The organism is Actinopolymorpha rutila, assembly GCF_013407855.1.
Classification (GTDB): Bacteria; Actinomycetota; Actinomycetes; order Propionibacteriales; family Actinopolymorphaceae; genus Actinopolymorpha; species Actinopolymorpha rutila.
Window position 1 is genome coordinate 5820199 of sequence record NZ_JACBZH010000001.1, and the last position, 17136, is coordinate 5837334.

The following is a 17136-nucleotide window of genomic DNA, read 5'->3' on the forward strand; positions in this document are numbered from 1 at the left end:
AGCGGATCACCCGGGAAATCGACCGGGGTGACCGGTCAGCCCTCCGCGTCCTCCCGGCGGGTGGACGCATCCAGCCGGCCGCGCGCGGACCGCCAGCCGGAGGACAGCGCCGCGCCGGCCTCGACGCCACGCTGACGCAGGAGCAACCAGGACAGACCGGACGTGAAGAGCACGGCGGGCAGGGCGATCAGCCATCCCGACACGTGGGCGCCGAAGAGCAGGTACAGCACTCCGAAGCACGCCAGGAAGATGACGAGCCGGAGCAGCGTGTAGACGAGGAAGGTACGCACGACGTTGGCAGCGTACGTCAGGAGCCGAGCAGCTTGACCAGGAGGTCCGGCTCGATGTTGCCGCCGGACACCACCGCGACGACCGGGCCGGCGGGCAGGTCGGCCGCGTGGCTGAGGTAGGCCGCCGTGGTCACCGCCCCGCCGGGCTCGGCCACCAGCCGGGACCGGGTGGCCAGCACCCGCACCGCCTCGGCGATGGCGTCCTCGGTGACGGTGAGCACGCCGTCCACGCGTTCGCGCAGGTGTGCCCAGGTGAGCTCGCCAAGACCGGTCCGCAGCGAGTCGGCCATGGTGCGGTAGGTCTGCTCGACCGGCCACACCCGGCGCTCACCGAGGCGCATGCTCTCCGCGGCGTCACCGGCCAGCTCCGGCTCACAGCCGAGCACCGTGACGTTGGGCCGCAGCGCCTTGACCGCGGTGGCGACACCGGACAGCAGGCCGCCGCCGCCGACCGGCACGAGGACGGTCGCCACGTCGGGCAGGTCGGCGAGGATCTCCAGCCCGATGGTGCCCTGACCGGCGATCACGTCGGGATGTTCGTACGGCGGGACGTAGGCGTACCCGTGTTCGGCGACCAGCTCGGCGGTGCGCGACTCCCGCTCGGCGGCCAGAACCATCACCACCTCGGCGCCCAGGGCAAGGGTCGCGGCGACCTTCACCTCGGGCGCGGTGTCCGGCATCACCACCGTCACCGGCGCGGCGTACTCCCGCCCGGCCAGCGCGACCGCCTGCGCGTGGTTGCCGGAGGAGTGCGTGACGATGCCGTGCGCCCGCTCCTGCTCGGTCAGCGCGCCGACGGCGTTCAGCGCGCCCCGGACCTTGAAGGCCCCGATGACCTGGAGGTTCTCCGGCTTCAGCCACAGCGGCTTGTCGGGCTCACCCCAGGACGTCGCGACCAGCGGGGTGCGCAGCACCTGGTCGGCGATCCGGTTGGCGGCGGTGCGTACGTCTTCCAGCGTCACCAGTGCGCTCTCGGCCATGCGCGAAACGCTACCCGGCGTCGGTGTTGCCGCCGGCGTCCCCGTCGCTCGCTGCGTCCGTGGCGTCCGGGGCGTCCGGGGCGTCCGGGGCGTCCGTGGCGTCCGACCCGGCGCCGTCCGGCAGCCCGGACATCGGCAACCGCCCCTCCCATTTCGTGGACAGGACGAGGGTGGTCCGGGTGCGGCTGATCCCCTCCACCCGGAGCAGCCGGCCCAGCAACTCCTCCAGCGCGTCGACGTCGGCGACCCGCACCTTGACCACGTAGGACTCCTCGCCGGCGACGAACCAGCAGTCCTCGATCTCGGGCACGCCGACCAGCCGCCCCACCACCGCGTTCTGGTCGGCGTTGTCGGACAGCAGCAGGCCGATCAGCGACGTCACGGTGAGGCCCACGGCGCCCGGCCGGACCAGAGCGCGGTAGCCGGTGAGCACGCCGCGCTCCTCCAGCCGGCGTACACGCTCCTGGACGCTCGGACCGGACAGCCCGACGAGCCGGCCGAGTTCGGCGTACGACGCGCGGGCGTTCTCCCGCAGGGCGGCGACCAGGCGGCCGTCCAGCTCGTCCATCACGATCCTCCGTAATCCTCGGCGTCGGCAGGCAATCCGTTGGCGTTCCGCCTCCAAACACCTTAGAATCATCGGCGTACGTCTAGATACACCAACGATCCAAGGGGCACACCCACCAGATGTTCATCGGTTCCCCGGAGTTCCCGACGCTCCGTCAGCTTCCGCACCTCGGCACCACCTCGCTCGCGACCTCCCGTCGCGTCCCCACACCCTCGCAGGGTTCGCTCTCGGCCGACCTGCAGGCTTCCGCGACCGCCGGCCGCATGGGCCACCGGTTCCGCCGCTTCGTCCGCCGCTCGCGCTGACCCGGTCGCAGCTGACCCGCTCACACTGAGCCAGACGGTCTGGACCGGGGCCGCACCACCCCGCGGGGAGGACCACGGGCCTCGAGCCTCCCGGACGGCTACCCTCGGGGGTAGCTTCACCCCGCAGCCGTCCGGGAGGGGGTCCGGTGCTTCGCGTACTACCCGTCCTGATCGCCCTCGTCCTGCTCGTCTACTGCCTGGTCGACCTCGCGCAGAGCCGATCCGACCGGGTACGGGCCTTGCCCCGGTGGGCGTGGGCGCTCGTCATCACGTTCCTTCCGTACGCCGGACCGGTCGGCTGGCTGACCCTCGGCCGGCCCATCGAGGGCAGCACGTCCGGCCGGCCCGCGCCCCGGCCCGGCCAGCCGCTGGCGCCCGACGACGACCCGGAGTTCCTCGCCCGGCTCGCCCGGATGCGGCAGCAGTCCGAGGACGACCGGCTGCGCCAGTGGCAGGCCGACCTCGAACGCCGCGAACGCGAACTCGGCGGCGACGAGGGCGAAGGCCCCGGTCCCGCCGGCAGCAGTCACGCCTGAGGCGGCAAACCCGCTACCGCCGGCGGCTCGCGGGGCCTACTCTGCGGCGATGATCCCGCCGTCGTCGAAGGCCGCGTCCGACCAGCCCGACCAGTCCATGCCCGTCGAGCCCGTCGAGCCCGTCGAGCCCGTCGAGCCCGTCGAGCCCGTCGAGCCCGTCGAGCCCGTCGAGCCCGTCGAGCCCGTCGAGCCCGCGCCCGACCAGGATTCCTTCGGCGACCACCTGCCTGCCGGCGTCGCTACCCGCGCGGCCGCCCTCCTGAGCGACCACCTCGGCACACCTGTCCGCGTGACGGCCTACGAGCCGCTTCGCGTGGACGGGCACGCACACGTCGCCCGGCTGGTTCTCGCCGGCGCGGCGTTCCCGACGGCCGTGGTGAAGGTGGCGCATCGGGGCGACGACGGCGAGTTCGACCGGGCCGCCACCGGCTTCTGGAGCCCCGCCAACCGGCTGTGGAACGAATGGGCCGGCCTGGAGTTCCTGTCCGCCTCCGGCGCGACCCCCGCGTTCTACGGCGGGGACGCCGAACTCGGCTTCATCCTGCTGGAGGACCTCGGCCCAGAGCGCAGCCTCGCCCACGTCCTGGTGCGGGAGGGCGTCGAGCAGGCGCGGGCCGGGATGGCCGGCTACGTCGACGCGCTCGCCGGCATCCACCTGGCGGGCTTCGGCCGGGGCGAGGAGTACGCCCGGCTGCGGGCACGGTTCGGGACGCACGCGGCCGGCGACGGCCTCGCGCACGACGTGCGCACCAAACTCGCCCCTACCCTGGCCGAACTCGAGCCAGGTCTCGCGTCCGCCGTCGACGACGACGCCCTGGCCGCGGTCGACTGGATCGAGGAGGTACTGGCCGCGCCGTCCTGGCAGGTGTACAGCCCGAACGACTGCTGCCCCGACAACAACCACGTCGACGAGGACGGCACGGTGCGGTTGTTCGACCTGGAGTTCGGGGGGTTCGGGCACGCCCTTCGCGACCTCGCCTACGTGCGTACGGTCATGCCCACCTGCTGGTGTGTACGCCGACTGCCGGACGGGCTGTCGGAGGTGCTGGTCGACCGCTACCGGCAGCGGCTCGCCGAGGCCGGCCGGGACGTCGACGACGCCGAGTTCGCCACGGCGCTGGACGCCTGCCAGGCATATTGGGCGTTGTGGGCACTGATCTGGATGGTGTCCCAGGCCCTCACTGCCGACGGAGCCGAGCGACGACGGTATGACGAGTGGGAGTTCGATCTGGGCTCTCATCGCGAACTGTTCGTGCTGCGGCTGGACAATCTCGCCGACGCCGCCCGCCGTCAACCCCGCCTTGCGGCGCTGGGTGACCTCGCCGGCACGGTGCGGGCGGCCACCCGGCGGGCCTGGCCGGGGGTCGGGCTGGTGCCGATCTACCCCGCGTTCGGCCGGTGACCCAGGACAGACCCCGTGCCTACTTGGCGTAGGAGTGCAGGCCGGCGATGAAGAAGTTGACGCCGACCAGGTTGAACACCAGTGCGGCGTAGGACACCAGCGCGATCCCCGACACCTTGGTCCGCCAGCCGGCCGTCGACCGTGCGTGCAGGTAGGCGGCGTAGCAGACCCAGGTGATGAACATCCAGGTCTCCTTGGGGTCCCAGCCCCAGTAGCGACCCCAGGCCGCCGCCGCCCAGACCGCGCCCGCGATCAGCGCGAACGTCCAGATCGGGAACGCGAACGCGTTCAGCCGGTACGCCACCCGGTCGATGGCCTGCGCGGACGGAAGCTGGGCGAAGTAGCCGCCGGGAGTGCGGGCCCCGGATGCCACCCGGCGTTCGTAGCGGGCCTTGAAGATCTGCAGGGCGCTGGCGACCGCACCCAGGGTGAAGATGCCGGTGGCCAGGCAGGCGGCGGACACGTGGATGGCCAGCCAGTACGACTGCAGCGCGGGGATCAGCCCGGTCACCGGGACGTAGAGCACCGAGATGGCCACCGTGAGCAGGACCAGCACGAACCCGGTCAGCGGCAGCCCGAGGAAGTTGGTGCGCAGCTTCCGCAGGGACACGAGGTAGACGACCATGATCACGAAGCTGCCGGTGATGGAGAACTCGTACAGGTTGCTCCACGGCACCCGGCCGGCCGCGAATCCCCGGCACAGCACGCCCGCGCCGAGCAGGCCGGCGGACAGGATCGTCAGCGCCACGCCGATCCGGGCGAACAGGTCGGCCCGGTCCACGCCGCCCCCGCCGTCCGACGGCTGCTCGCGTTCCAGCACGGCGACGCCGCCACCGGACTCGCCCGCACCGGGCTGGTCACCGGCGGCCGACTCGACCGCCGTGGTGGCCGCACCGCTCGTCTCGCCACTCACTGTCGCGGCCTGCTCCGCCCGGCCGGACGTACGGCGCTCGCGGCGGAACGCCCACTCGGCCGCGTGCGCCAGCATCGCCAGCGCGATCACCGCCGTCGAGGCGTAGACGAAGTTGTCCGACAAGCTCGCGAGCAACGAACTCACGGTGATTCCTCCCCGGCCGGGGCCGCACGACCGGGCAGGTCCGCGGCGATTCTGTCGATCTCGACGGCGAGGTCGCGCGTCTCGTCGTCGTCGGCGCCGGCCGGGCCGGACCGCCCCTCCCGCTCGGCGCGGTCTCCCTCGTCGGGTGCCGCCCGGGCCACGCCCGGTGCGCGGGAGCTGAGCCGTTCGCCCTTGTCCATGCCGGCGATCGCGACCACGGTACGCCCGTTGTCTGTGCCGACTCGCACCCACACCCGGCGGCGACGTACTACAAGGGATAGTAGCAACCCGAACAGGGCGAGCACCGCGCCCACCAGCGCCACCGGAGCACCCGGGTTGCTGCTGATCTGGAGGTTGACCCAGCGGGTGTAGCCGTCGAGGCGGATGCTCCCGCCGCCCGGCAGCGCGGCGGTCTGCCCGGGCTCCAGCGACTTGCGCCAGGGCCCGTCCCCGCCCTTGAGCTGGGTCAGCCGGGTCTTGTCGAGGCTGTACACCGACTGCGGCACGCCCTCGTCCAGGCCGAGGTTTCCGGTGTACCCGGTGAGGAACACCATCGGCCGCAACGCGTCCGGGAACGCCGAGATCGGGCCGCGCTGCTGGTCGATCATCCCCGTCGGGAGGAAGAAGCCCTCGAACCCGAACTGCTTCGGCCGGGCGTCGGGCACCTTCACCACGCCCGTGGAGGAGAAGTTCGCGTCCTGGGGCAGGAACGGCACCGGCCCGGAGAACGCCACCTTGCCGCTGCCGTCCCGGACGGTGAACCGGGGCGCGTACCCGTGGCCGCTCAGGTGGATCTGCGTACCGTCCACGTGCAGGGGGTGGTTGATCCGCAGGTGGTAGTCGCGGGTGGTGGCACCCGGGCGCGGGGTGTACGCCAGGGCCGCGTCGAACGACCGCGGCGAGCCGCTCTCCTCGCCGTTGGTGGCGAACTTCACCTTGAAACTCTTCACGGTGAACGAGAACGGCGCCAGCTGACTCTCCTTGAACAGCCCGCCGCCCTGGTAGCCGTCGTACTGCGTCACGGTGTTGGCGAAGCCGTTGCCGACGACGACCAGCACGGTGCCGCGGAAACCGAACAGGCTGCCGATGGCCACGCCGACCAGCACCACCACGATCGCCATGTGGAAGAGGAGGTTGCCTACTTCGCGCAGGTAGCCGCGTTCGCCGGACAGCGAGGAACCGGCCGGCCCCTCGTCGGCCACCACGCGGTAGCGCGCCGCGCGCAGCCGGTCCCGGGCGGCCGCGAGCACCTTTTCCGGCGGGGTGTCGGTGGTCCAGGAACGATGCACCGACAGCCGCTCCAGGCGGCGCGGCGCGACCGGTGGCCGGGACCGGATCAGCCGCCAGTGGGCGAGCGTGCGCGGCAGGATGCAGCCGAGCAGGGACACCAGCAACAGCAGGTAGATCGCGCCGAACCACGGCGAGCCGAACACGTCGAACAGCCCGAGCTTCTCGTACCACCGCGACAGGCCGGGGTTGTTGCGGATGAACTCCGCCACCGTCACCGGGTTGATCCGGCGCTGCGGGATGAGCGTGCCGGGGATGGAAGCCACCGCCAGCAGGAACAACAGGATGAGGGCGGTACGCATGGACGTCAGCTGCCGCCACACCCAGCGGGTCAGCTCCCGTGCGCCCAGCGGCGGCGCGTCCTTGGCCGCCGTCACCTGGCGTTCGCGTTCCTGCGTCGAAGCCATCCGTCACACCACCGTCAGGAAGTTGCTGGCCCACTGCCGCAGCGGGCCGATCACGGCGTCCCAGGCCCCGGTGACCATGGCCAGGCCGACCAGGATCAGCAGCGCGCCACCGGCTCGGGTCACCCACACGTGGTGGCGGCGCACCCAGGACAGCCCGCCCAGCACCCGCCGGAAGCCGAGCGCCACCAGGACGAACGGCACGCCGAGACCGAGCGCGTAGGCGAGCATCAGCAGCGAACCACGCCCGGCGGTCCCCTCGTTGACCGCGAGCGTCGCCGCCACGCCGAGCGTGGGGCCGACGCACGGCGTCCAGCCCAGGCCGAACAGCACGCCGAGCAGCGGCGCCGCGGCCAGCCCGACCGCCGGCACCTTGTGCACCCGTACGTCGCGTTGCAGCCAGGGCACGAGTCCGACGAACGCCAGCCCGAGCAGGATCGCCACCACGCCGAGGATCCGGGTGAGCAAGCCGGCGTTGACAGCGAGGAAGTTGCCCACCACGCCGAACACCGCGCCGATGGAGACGAACACCGCGGCGAAGCCGAGGACGAACAACAACGCGCCGGCCAACATCCGGCCCCGCCGAGCCGAGGCCAGGTCGGCGCCGGTGAGCCCGGTGACGTAGGACAGGTAGCCCGGCACCAGCGGCAGCACGCACGGGGACAGGAACGACACCAGGCCGGCCAGTGCCGCGATCGGGATCGCCAGCATCAGCGAGCCGTGCAGTGCCGTACGCGCGAACCCGTCGCCCACCGATGTCGCCGCGGCCGAGAAGAGCAGGCTCACCGCAGCCCCGTCACGTCGGTGGTGAGTTGTTCGAGGGTGCGGCGGCTGACGTTGCCGAGCACCCGCGCGGCGACCCGGCCCTGCTTGTCGATCACCAGCGTCGACGGGATCGCGCTCGGCGGCAGCGTCGCCCGGAAGCCCAGCAGCTGGTCGCCGTTCGGGTCGTAGATGCTGGGGTACGGCACGTCGAAGGTACGCACGAACGCCTGTGCCGGTTGGCGGGAGACGTCCCGGGTGTTGATGCCGAGGAACTCCACGCCCTTGGCCCGCAGGGCGCGGGCGGCGGCGGCCAGGTCGGGCGCCTCCTTGCGGCAGGGCGCGCACCAGGAGCCCCAGACGTTCAGCACGACGACCTTGCCGCGGTAGTCGGCGAGCGCGATCCGCTTGCCGTCCAGTGTGGTTCCGGCCACCGCCGGGGCTCGCCGGCGTTCGTCCGGCGGCATGGTGGTGACGGTGCCGCTGCCGGAGACGAACCTCGTGGTGGCGTTGGTCGAACGCGAGCCGTCGCCGCCCTCTCCACCGCCGCCGGAGCCGTCACCCGAACAGCCGGCGAGTCCGGCCACGCCCAACAGGGCGAGCGTCGCCATCGCGGCGAGCGCACGCGACCGCGCGCCCCGCGGGTGCTTCGGTGACCTCGAACCCATACCGCCGTTCATCCTCAGCTGATGTTCACGCCCCGGCGACGAACTTCTTGCCCGCCAGGCCGCCCGGCAGCAGGTCGGCCGCCGGCTCGGAGTAGTCGACGGACACGATCCGGCCGTCCTCGTAGGTGAACGTCGTCAGGCTGGCAAGCGTGCATTGACGCTTGCGCGGGTCGTGCCACAGGCGGCGGCCCTCGACGTAGGAGCGCACCGTCCAGATCGGCAGCTGGTGGGAGACGAGGAGCGCCTCGTCGCCCTCCGCGGCGGTCCGCGCGTCCGCCATCGCCGCCAGCATCCGCACCACGATCGCGCGGTAGGGCTCGCCCCACGAGGGCCGGAACGGGTTGCGCAGGTGCTTCCACGAATCCGGCCGGCGCAGCGAACCGTCGCCCACCCCGAACGTCAGCCCCTCGAACAGGTTGCCCGCCTCGATCAGGCGTTCGTCGGTGGCGATCGGCAGGCCCAGCTTGTCGGCCATCGGCTGGGCCGTCTCCTGCGCGCGCTCCAGCGGCGAGGCGACCAGATGGGTGATCTGCCGGGACGCGACGGTCTCGGCGACGCGTTCGGCCATCTCCCGCCCGAGGTCGGACAGGTGATAACCGGGGAGCCGGCCGTAGAGAACCTTCTGCGGGTTGTCGACCTCGCCGTGGCGCAGCAGATGGACGAGGGTGCGGCTTCGGCTCACGAACGCTCCTGCTCAGTCAGGTCGGCTGTCGGGGCTGGGGCCGGATCGGGTTCGGCGGCAGCGGCGGCCCGGGCCGCGGCCGGCAGGGCGGAGGCGATGCGGTCCAGCGCCTCCTCGTCGTGCGCGGCACTGACGAACCACACCTCGAACGCGCTCGGCGGCAGGTGCACCCCGCCGTCGAGCATCGCGTGGAAGAACGCCCGGAACCGGTGCTGCGCCTGCGAGCGGGCGTCGTCGAAGTTGCGGACCCGCGGCACCTCGGTGGGGTCTACGAAGAAGATGCTGAAGAGGTTCCCGGCGAACTGCGGCAGGTGGGGTACGCCCTCCTTGGTCAGCGCCTCGCCGACCAGTCCGGCGATGGTGGCCGCCGTCTTGTCCAGGTGTGCGTAGACCTGCGCGTCGGCCAGGCGCAGCGTGGTGAGCCCGGCCGTGGTGGCGATGGGGTTACCCGCCAGCGTGCCGGCCTGGTAGACCGGCCCGGCCGGGGACAGCCGCTCCATGTGGGCCGCCTTCCCGCCGAAGGCCGCGGCCGGGAAGCCGCCGCCCATCACCTTGCCGAACGTCACCAGGTCGGCGGCCACGCCGTCGATGCCGTACCAACCGGAACGGCTCACCCGGAAGCCCGTCATCACCTCGTCGGAGATGAACAACGCCCCGTGCTCGTGTGCGGTTCGGGCCAGGAACTCGTTGAACCCGTCCTCGGGTGGTACCGCTCCCATGTTGCCCGGCGCGGCCTCGGTGATGATCGCCGCGATCTCCCCGCCGTACCTCGCGAAGACGTCGCTCACCGCCGCGCGGTCGTTGTACGGGACCACCAGGGTGTCGCCCGCCTGGGCACCGGTCACGCCCGGGGAGTCTGGATGCCCGAACGTAGCCACCCCCGACCCCGCGGAGGCCAGCAGCGCGTCGACGTGACCGTGGTAACACCCGGCGAACTTCACCAGCTTCGCCCGGCCGGTGACGCCCCGGGCCAGCCGGATCGCCGACATCGTGGCCTCGGTGCCGGACGAGACGAATCTCACCTGCTCGATCGGCGTACGGGTGACGATCTCCTCGGCCAGCTCCACCTCCGGGCGGGTGGGCGTGCCGTAGGACGTGCCCGCCGACACCGCGCGGGTCACCGCGTCGATCACCTCGGGGTGGGCGTGGCCGAGGATCATCGGGCCCCACGAGCCGATCAGGTCGACGTACTCGTTGCCGTCGGCGTCGACGAGGTAGGGCCCGCGCGCGGAGGTGACGAACCTCGGCGTACCGCCCACGGCGTGGAACGCGCGGACCGGTGAGTTGACGCCACCAGGAGTGACGACGCGGGCACGGTCGAACAATGCCTGGGAGGCGGCACTTCCGCGCGTGGCGGGGTTTCGCGGCTCGGTCACCGCGTCATTGTCCCTCGCCGTGCTGGGCTCGCCCGCAGGGGCGGGGGGTCCGCCGACCGGCCGGGTGTGCGGACCGGTCCGCGGCGTTCTGCGACGAACGGAATCCCACCGGTCGAAACTCGCGAAAGCCGGGCGTAACTTCCCGCGTTCCCCGTCGTTGATGAGGTGGTTGACCGAGTCGTCGACGGAGACGGCACGGCGTCAAGGCTTCAAAGACTCGGGGTGGGGACGTAAGGTGAGGCGTGAGCCGGGGAGGTCGAGATCACGCGGTGGCCCGTTGACGGGCCAGGTGCGTCCGCGTGGACTGACGCCGAAGTCGGGCCCATCGGGGTGGGGTCGCGGGCAACCGACACGGCGCGCCGGACGACGAGTCCCCGATGCGCTGAGTAGCCACGACGGCCTCGCCTACTGACCTTTCCGATCCACCGAACGGCCACAGCCAGGCCACTGACCAGGCCACCAGACAGGAAAGCCCACAGCACGGACCACAGACTTCTCCGAGCCCACAGCCGCGACGTGCGCGACGCGCACCCGGGCTCCCCAAGCTGGCTCGGCGCCCTCACCCCCCCCGGGCGCGCCGAGCCTCCTCGGCCGCCGCGGTGCCCGGTTACCTCCCCCCCGACCGGGCGCCGTGGCGGCCCCTCCATTTACACGTGATTACACGTGATTCCACCCGATTTCACCTGACCCACCGATGCTCGGCCAAACGCGGGCAGCGCACGTGACGAGGCCCGCCGTCCGGTATCGGACGGCGGGCCACGCGGCTCTTCCGGTCTGGAAGGGGCGGAGGGTCAGCGCAGCCGGCGCGCCGCCTCCACCGCCCAGTACGTCAGCACGATGTCGGCGCCGGCCCTGCGGATCGAGGTGAGCACCTCGAGGATGGCGCGCTCGCGGTCGATCCATCCCTGGGCCGCGGCCGCCTCGACCATGGAGTACTCACCGGAGACGTTGTACGCGGCGACCGGAACGTCCACCGCGTCCCGCACCCGGCGAATCACGTCGAGGTAGCCCAGCGCTGGTTTGACGAGCACCATGTCGGCGCCCTCGGCGACGTCGAGTGCCACCTCCCGCATCGACTCGGTGGCGTTGGCCGGGTCCTGTTGGTACGTACTCCGGTCGCCCTCCAGGCTGGACTGCACCGCGTCGCGGAACGGGCCGAAGAACGCCGAGGCGTACTTCGCCGAGTAGGCCAACGCGCTCACGTCGGTGTAACCGGCCCGGTCGAGAGCGGCGCGGATCGCCCCGATCTGGCCGTCCATCATGCCGCTCGGCCCGACCACCTGGACCCCGGCCTCGGCCTGGGCGACGGCCATGTCGGCGTACCTCACCAGCGTGGCGTCGTTGTCCACCCGCCCGTCGGGGGTCAGGACGCCGCAGTGCCCGTGGTCGGTGAACTCGTCCAGGCACAGGTCGGCCATCACCACGCTCGCGTCGCCGACCTCGGCGACGACCTCGCGGATCGCGACGTTGAGGATGCCGTCCGGGTCGGTCGCCCCCGAACCCACGGCGTCCTTGGCCTGCGGCACCGCGAACAACATCAGCCCGCCGACACCGGCCTCGGCGGCCTCGACGGCCGCCTTGCGCAGGGAGTCCAGGGTGTGTTGCACCACACCCGGCATGGACGGGATCGGGACCGGTTCGGCCGCGCCCTCCAGGACGAACACCGGCAGCACCAGCGAGCGCGGCGGAACGTCGGTCTCGGCGACCAGTCGGCGCATCGCGGGCGTCGTACGAAGGCGCCTGGGGCGCATCTCCGGATAACCCATGCCGCCCAGCCTAGCCAGGACGTGCGAAGGGGCCCGCCTGGTCCGGGCAGACCTGGCGGGCCCCTTCGTACGTGGCGCTGTTCGGAGCGTTCGTCCCGGTTGCTCCGGGCTTACCTCCGGCCTTGCTTCCGGGCTACTCCCGGGCTACTTGGTGGTAGCCCGGCGCCGGGCACCGGCCTTGCGCTCGGACGGCTTGGTCACCGGGTCGCCGGCCTCGATCTGGGCCGCGCGCCGCGCCTCGCCGAAGTCGGCGAGCGCCTCCGCCAGCGCCTCGATCGACGGCTCCGGCGGCTGCACGTCCACCCGCAGGCCGTGCTCCTCCGCAGTCGTCGCGGTCTGCGCGCCGATCGTGGCGATCACGGTGGTGGCGTGCGGCTTGCCGGCGATACCGACGAGGTTGCGCACCGTCGAACTGGAGGTGAAGGCGACCGCGTCGAACTTTCCGGTCTTGATCGCCTCCCGGATCGGGGCGGGCGGCGGCGCCGCGCGCACCGTGCGGTACGCCGTCACGTCGTCGACCTCCCAGCCGAGCTCGACCAGCCCGGCCACCAGCGTCTCGGTGGCGATGTCGGCCCGAGGCAGGAACACCCGGTTGATCGGGTCCAGCACCCGGTCGTAGGGCGGCCAGTCCTCGACCAGTCCGCGCGCGGAGTGCTCACCGGAGGGCACCAGGTCAGGCTTGATGCCCCAGGACTGGATCGCCTCGGCGGTCTTCTCCCCCACCGCGGCGATCTTCAGTCCGGCGAACGCCCGCGCGTCCAGGCCGTACTCCTCGAACTTCTCCCGCACCGCGCGCACCGCGTTGACCGAGGTGAACGCGACCCACTGGTAGCGGCCGGTGACCAGGCCGGTGATGGCCCGGTCCAGCTGCTGGGGGTTGCGCGGCGGCTCCACCGAGATGGTCGGCACCTCCTCGGGCACCGCGCCGTACTGCCGGAGCAGCTTGGACAGCACGCCCGCCTGCTCCTTGGTGCGCGGCACCAGGATCCGCCAGCCGAACAGCGGCTTGGTCTCGAACCACGACAGCTTGTCGCGGTGCGCGACGGCCGAGCCGACGACGAGGACGAACGGGCCGGCGAGCCGGGACGACTTCACCTCGGCCGCGATCGTCTCCAGCGTCCCGGCGACGGTGCGCTGGTCGGTGGTGGTGCCGGCGGTGGTCGCCGCCACCGGCGTGGAGGGTTCCCGGCCGGCCTTGACCAGGAAGGCGGCGATGTCCTTCAGGCCCTCGGTGACGTTGGTCAGCACCAGGGTCGCCGAACCCTCGGCGAACGTCTCCCAGGCCGGCTCGCCGCCGGCCAGGTCGACGAACCGGGTCTCGCGTACCTTCGTACCGGTCAGCGGGATCCCGGCGTAGGCGGGCACCGCGGTCGCCACCGGCAGGCCCGGCGTCACCTCGAACGGCACGTGGTGCCGGACGAACGCGGCGACGTGCTCGGCGGCGTTGCCGTCGAGGAACGGGTCGCCGTGGTACAGGCGGACGACGTGCTTGCCGTCCTTCCCGTGCTTGGCGAGCACCCTGCCGGCTTCGGCCGCGGTCACGGCGTCCTCGGTCAGCTCCAGCCGCTCGGCGTCCTCTCGGACGTGAGTGCTGACCACGGCCTCGAAGGCCGCTAGCTCACCTGCGATGACGTCGGCACGGCCCAGGAGCTCCTTCGCCCTGGCCGTGACGAGCGCGGGGTCGCCGGGGCCGACCCCGACGAAGGAGACCGAGCCCTGGGTTTTCTTAGTGGTCTTTGTCTTGGCGGTCACGTGACGCGTTCCTCGATCAAACGGCTGGCGCCCTCGGCGAGCAGGGCGGCCGCCAGCTGACGGCCGAGCTCCTCCGCATCGCCTAGAGGCCCCGAGGTGGACAGACGGACGCTTGCGGAGCCGTCGACGGCGGCCACGACGGCATGGAGGGAAAGGTCGTCTCCCTCCACTCCGCCGGTGGTCTCGGCGAAGGCTCCCATGGGTGCGCTGCAGCCGGCCCCGATTCCGGCGAGTACGGCGCGTTCGGCGGTCACCGCCGCCCTGGTGCGTAATTCGTCAAGCCCGGCGAGAGCGCGCACCACGTCCTCGTCGGTGTTCCGGCACTCGATCCCCAGTGCGCCCTGGCCGGGGGCCGGGACGAACGCGGTGGGGTCGAAGGTGTCGGTGATCTCGTCGTGCCGCCCCAGTCGGGTGAGTCCGGCACAGGCGAGAACGACGGCGTCGAGCTCACCGTCGCGTACCTTCTTGATCCGGGTGTCGACGTTCCCCCGGATCTCGACCAGCTCGAGGTCGTACTCTCGAAGCAGCCGAAGCAGGGCCAGCCGCCGCGGCGAGCCGGTGCCCACCCGCGCACCCGCGGGCAGGTCCGCCAGGCGCAAGCCGTCGCGGGCGACCAGGGCGTCGCGGGGATCCTCGCGCGGGGGTACGGCGGCGAGGACGATCCCGTCGATGTCCTGCGTCGGCAGGTCCTTCAGCGAGTGCACCGCGACGTCGATCTCCTTGCGGAACAGGGCTTCACGCAGGGCACCGGTGAAGACACCCTGGCCACCGATGGTGGCCAGCGGCGCGCGGTTGCGGTCGCCCTCGGTGGTCACCTCGACCAGCTCGCACCGGTGGCCGGCCCGCTCCAGCGCGGCGACGACGTGGCGGGCCTGGGTGAGCGCGAGGGCGCTGCGCCGGGTGCCGACGCGGAACGCGGTTCCGGCAGTCCCTGAGGTCATGGCCGTACCGGCTGTCATGGCGCACCTCCCGGCTCTCCGGGCTGCACCGAACGGTCCGGCTGGGCAGGCTCCACCGGCTCGACGCTGGTGAACGCCTCCAGTGCGCTGAGGTCGAGGGCGAACAGCTCCCGCAGCGCGTCGGTGTAGGAGGTCTCGACCGTCTGCTCGGCGAGTTCCTTCACCCGGATCGTCGGCGCGTGCAGCAGCTTGTCGACCACCCGGCGTACGGTCTTGGCCACCTCCGCGTGGGAGTGGTCGTCCAGGTGCGGCACGCGTGCGGTCAGCCGGCGCAGCTCGGCGTCGACGACCTCGGCGGCCATGCTCCGCAACGCCACCACGGTGGGGGCGACGGTCGCGGCCCGCCGGGTGGCCACGAAGTCGGCGACCTCCTCGGCCACGATGGCACGTACGGCCTCCACGTCGGTGGCCACACCGTCGTCCACGGTCTCTGCCAGTCGGCCGAGGTCGATCAGGGTGACGCCCGCGACGTGCCCGCCCTCGATCTCGACGTCACGCGGCATCGCCAGGTCACAGACCACCAACGGCCGGTCGGGGCGCCGTCGCATCGCCGCGGCGAGGTCGACGGCGGAGATCACGGTGCCGACCGCGCCGGTGCACGAGACCACCACGTCGGCGTCGGCCAGCGCGGTCCGCAGGTCCGCCAGCGGGACCGCGGTGCCCTCGACCTGCGCGGCGATCCGGCGGGCGCGCGACGGCGTGCGGTTGGTGACCACCACGCGGGCGTCGTGGTCGCGTCGAAGAGTGGTGGCGGCGAGCGCGGCCATCGAACCCGCGCCGACCACCAGTGCCGTACGTCCGGCCAGTTCGCCGTGGACGCCGACCGCCTGCGCCAGTGCCGCGCTGACCACGGAGCGGCCGGCGCGTCCGAGTTCGGTCTCGGTGTGCGCCCGCTTGCCGACCCGCAGCGCGCGCTGGAAGACGCCGTTCAGGACCGAGCCGATCGTCTCGGCGTCCTGGGCGTTGCGCAGCGCAGCCTTGGCCTGGCCGAGGATCTGGGTCTCGCCGACGACCATCGAGTCCAGGCCGCACACCACCGAGAACAGATGGCTCACCGCGCCGTCCTCGTACCGCACGTAGAGGTGCGGGGTGAGCTCGGCGGCGGAGACACCCGCGTGGCGGGCCAGAAGTTCGGCGAGTTCCTCGACACCGCCGTGGAACCGCTCCACCTCGGCGTAGATCTCCACCCGGTTGCACGTGGACAACACCACGGCCGCGGCGACGTGCGGACACGCCACCGCGTCGAGGAGGACCTTGTCCAGCGTCTCCGGTGCGGGCACCACGCGCTCGAGCAGATGGACGGGGGTACCGCGGTGGGACAGGCCGACGACCAGAATGCTCATGGGACGAGGGGACTCCTCTCGACTGGGATGCCGTCGACCTGGCTCAGCGAACCCGTGCCCGGGCCCGCGAGCGCCTTGCGTTGTTCGTGGTAGGCGAGGATCTGCAGCTCGGTGGACAGGTCGACCTTGCGGACGTCCACACCGGGCGGAACGCTCAGCACCACGGGAGCGAAGTTGAGCACGCTGGTGATGCCCGCCGCAACCATGCGGTCGCAGACCTCCTGCGCGGCGGTCGCCGGCGTCGAGATGACGCCGATGGCCACGCCGTACTCTGACACGACGCGTTCGAGTTCGCTGTACGCCTGGATCACGTGGTCCCCGACCTGCTCACCGACCCGCGCCGGGTCGGCGTCGAGAAGTCCGACGATGCCGAACCCACGGGACACGAACCCGGAGTAGTTGGCGAGCGCGTGGCCGAGATTTCCGATCCCGACGATCACCACGGGCCAGTCCTGGGTGAGGCCGATCTCCCGCGCGATCTGGTAGCGGAGGTACTCCACGTCGTACCCCACCCCGCGGGTGCCGTAGGACCCGAGGTAGGACAGGTCCTTGCGCAGCTTCGCGGAGTTGACGCCGGCCGCCCGGGCGAGTTCCTCACTGGAAGCGGTCGCGATCCCCCGGTCCGCGAGCGCGGTCAGCGCCCGGAGGTAGACCGGCAGTCGCGCCACGGTCGCCTCGGGGATGCCGCGGCTCGGGCGCGCTTCCTGCTCGTTCGTACGGCGGGGGTTCGGCGGACTCACATCTCTCCCGTAGTGGCACGTGACGTCTCGAAGGGTCGACGACGCCTCTGCTCGATCGGAGCCGTCCCGACCGGCGATCTCCAAGCCTAGGACTTTGTGAACGTGCGAACAAAATCGAGCGTAGCGCTGGGTGGACGTGCCGGTCGTCACATCCGGCGCGCTCGGAGCGGATCTGCCCCGATTTGCTCCCGTATACGGGCGTTCGGCATGATCGCCGGAACGCCGAAACGCGGACCCGTCGACGGAACTCGGCGGGCGC

At 72.0% G+C, this 17136-nt stretch carries 17 protein-coding genes; 3 read left to right on the forward strand and 14 right to left on the reverse strand.

Features of this window, described 5'->3' with window-relative positions:
* Positions 1-35: 35 nt before the first annotated feature.
* Genes F4554_RS25905 through F4554_RS25915 form a run of 3 tightly spaced genes read right to left on the reverse strand, consistent with a single transcriptional unit; the run spans position 36 to position 1838 of the window.
* Positions 36-290 (reverse strand): DUF4229 domain-containing protein, encoded by a 255-nt coding sequence (locus F4554_RS25905; RefSeq protein ID WP_179789997.1) that lies wholly within the window; start codon positions 288-290, stop codon positions 36-38.
* 17 nt (positions 291-307) lie between these two features.
* Positions 308-1270, reverse strand: coding sequence for a threonine ammonia-lyase (locus F4554_RS25910; RefSeq protein WP_179789998.1), 963 nt, complete (start codon positions 1268-1270; stop codon positions 308-310).
* A gap of 10 nt (positions 1271-1280) precedes the next feature.
* Positions 1281-1838 (reverse strand): Lrp/AsnC family transcriptional regulator, encoded by a 558-nt coding sequence (locus F4554_RS25915; protein ID WP_179789999.1) that lies wholly within the window; start codon positions 1836-1838, stop codon positions 1281-1283.
* Between the two features lie 119 nt (positions 1839-1957).
* On the opposite strand from F4554_RS25915, the gene F4554_RS25920 reads away from it, so the two are divergent.
* The 3 genes from F4554_RS25920 (at position 1958) to F4554_RS25930 (ending at position 4081) form a co-directional block, all read left to right on the forward strand.
* On the forward strand, positions 1958-2143 hold the full coding sequence (locus F4554_RS25920) for a hypothetical protein (protein ID WP_179790000.1): 186 nt from the start codon (positions 1958-1960) through the stop codon (positions 2141-2143).
* A gap of 146 nt (positions 2144-2289) precedes the next feature.
* Positions 2290-2679, forward strand: coding sequence for a PLDc N-terminal domain-containing protein (locus F4554_RS25925; RefSeq protein ID WP_179790001.1), 390 nt, complete (start codon positions 2290-2292; stop codon positions 2677-2679).
* 49 nt (positions 2680-2728) lie between these two features.
* On the forward strand, positions 2729-4081 hold the full coding sequence (locus tag F4554_RS25930; RefSeq protein WP_179790002.1) for a phosphotransferase family protein: 1353 nt from the start codon (positions 2729-2731) through the stop codon (positions 4079-4081).
* 19 nt (positions 4082-4100) lie between these two features.
* On the opposite strand, the gene ccsB is transcribed toward F4554_RS25930, so the two are convergent.
* The 11 genes from ccsB to F4554_RS25985 form a co-directional block, all read right to left on the reverse strand.
* Positions 4101-5138 carry a c-type cytochrome biogenesis protein CcsB gene (ccsB, locus tag F4554_RS25935; RefSeq protein WP_337796202.1) on the reverse strand — a complete coding sequence of 346 codons (1038 nt, stop codon included), beginning with the start codon at positions 5136-5138 and terminating at the stop codon, positions 4101-4103.
* Positions 5135-6832 (reverse strand): cytochrome c biogenesis protein ResB, encoded by a 1698-nt coding sequence (resB, locus tag F4554_RS25940; protein ID WP_179790003.1) that lies wholly within the window; start codon positions 6830-6832, stop codon positions 5135-5137. Before resB ends, ccsB begins: the two co-directional genes overlap by 4 nt.
* 3 nt (positions 6833-6835) lie before the next feature.
* Positions 6836-7582: a cytochrome c biogenesis CcdA family protein gene (locus F4554_RS25945; RefSeq protein WP_337796310.1), complete on the reverse strand. Its 747-nt coding sequence runs from the start codon at positions 7580-7582 to the stop codon at positions 6836-6838.
* Positions 7583-7611: 29 nt separating this feature from the next.
* The gene (locus tag F4554_RS25950; protein WP_202889463.1) at positions 7612-8259 is read right to left on the reverse strand and encodes a TlpA disulfide reductase family protein; all 648 of its coding nucleotides are present in this window, start codon (positions 8257-8259) and stop codon (positions 7612-7614) included.
* 25 nt (positions 8260-8284) lie between these two features.
* The gene (locus F4554_RS25955; protein WP_179790004.1) at positions 8285-8941 is read right to left on the reverse strand and encodes a histidine phosphatase family protein; all 657 of its coding nucleotides are present in this window, start codon (positions 8939-8941) and stop codon (positions 8285-8287) included.
* Positions 8938-10317, reverse strand: a complete 1380-nt coding sequence (gene hemL, locus F4554_RS25960; RefSeq protein ID WP_179790005.1) for a glutamate-1-semialdehyde 2,1-aminomutase — start codon at positions 10315-10317, stop codon at positions 8938-8940. Before hemL ends, F4554_RS25955 begins: the two co-directional genes overlap by 4 nt.
* A gap of 791 nt (positions 10318-11108) precedes the next feature.
* On the reverse strand, positions 11109-12083 hold the full coding sequence (gene hemB / locus F4554_RS25965; protein WP_179790006.1) for a porphobilinogen synthase: 975 nt from the start codon (positions 12081-12083) through the stop codon (positions 11109-11111).
* A gap of 144 nt (positions 12084-12227) precedes the next feature.
* Positions 12228-13835, reverse strand: a complete 1608-nt coding sequence (locus F4554_RS25970; protein ID WP_179790007.1) for a uroporphyrinogen-III synthase — start codon at positions 13833-13835, stop codon at positions 12228-12230.
* Positions 13832-14794 (reverse strand): hydroxymethylbilane synthase, encoded by a 963-nt coding sequence (gene hemC / locus F4554_RS25975; RefSeq protein WP_238341405.1) that lies wholly within the window; start codon positions 14792-14794, stop codon positions 13832-13834. The genes F4554_RS25970 and hemC overlap by 4 nt, the downstream gene beginning before the upstream one ends.
* A complete protein-coding gene (locus tag F4554_RS25980; protein ID WP_179790008.1) occupies positions 14791-16137 on the reverse strand; it encodes a glutamyl-tRNA reductase in 1347 nt (448 codons plus the stop codon). The genes hemC and F4554_RS25980 overlap by 4 nt, the downstream gene beginning before the upstream one ends.
* A complete protein-coding gene (locus tag F4554_RS25985; RefSeq protein WP_179790009.1) occupies positions 16134-16877 on the reverse strand; it encodes a redox-sensing transcriptional repressor Rex in 744 nt (247 codons plus the stop codon). Before F4554_RS25985 ends, F4554_RS25980 begins: the two co-directional genes overlap by 4 nt.
* Between the last annotated feature and the right edge of the window lie 259 nt (positions 16878-17136).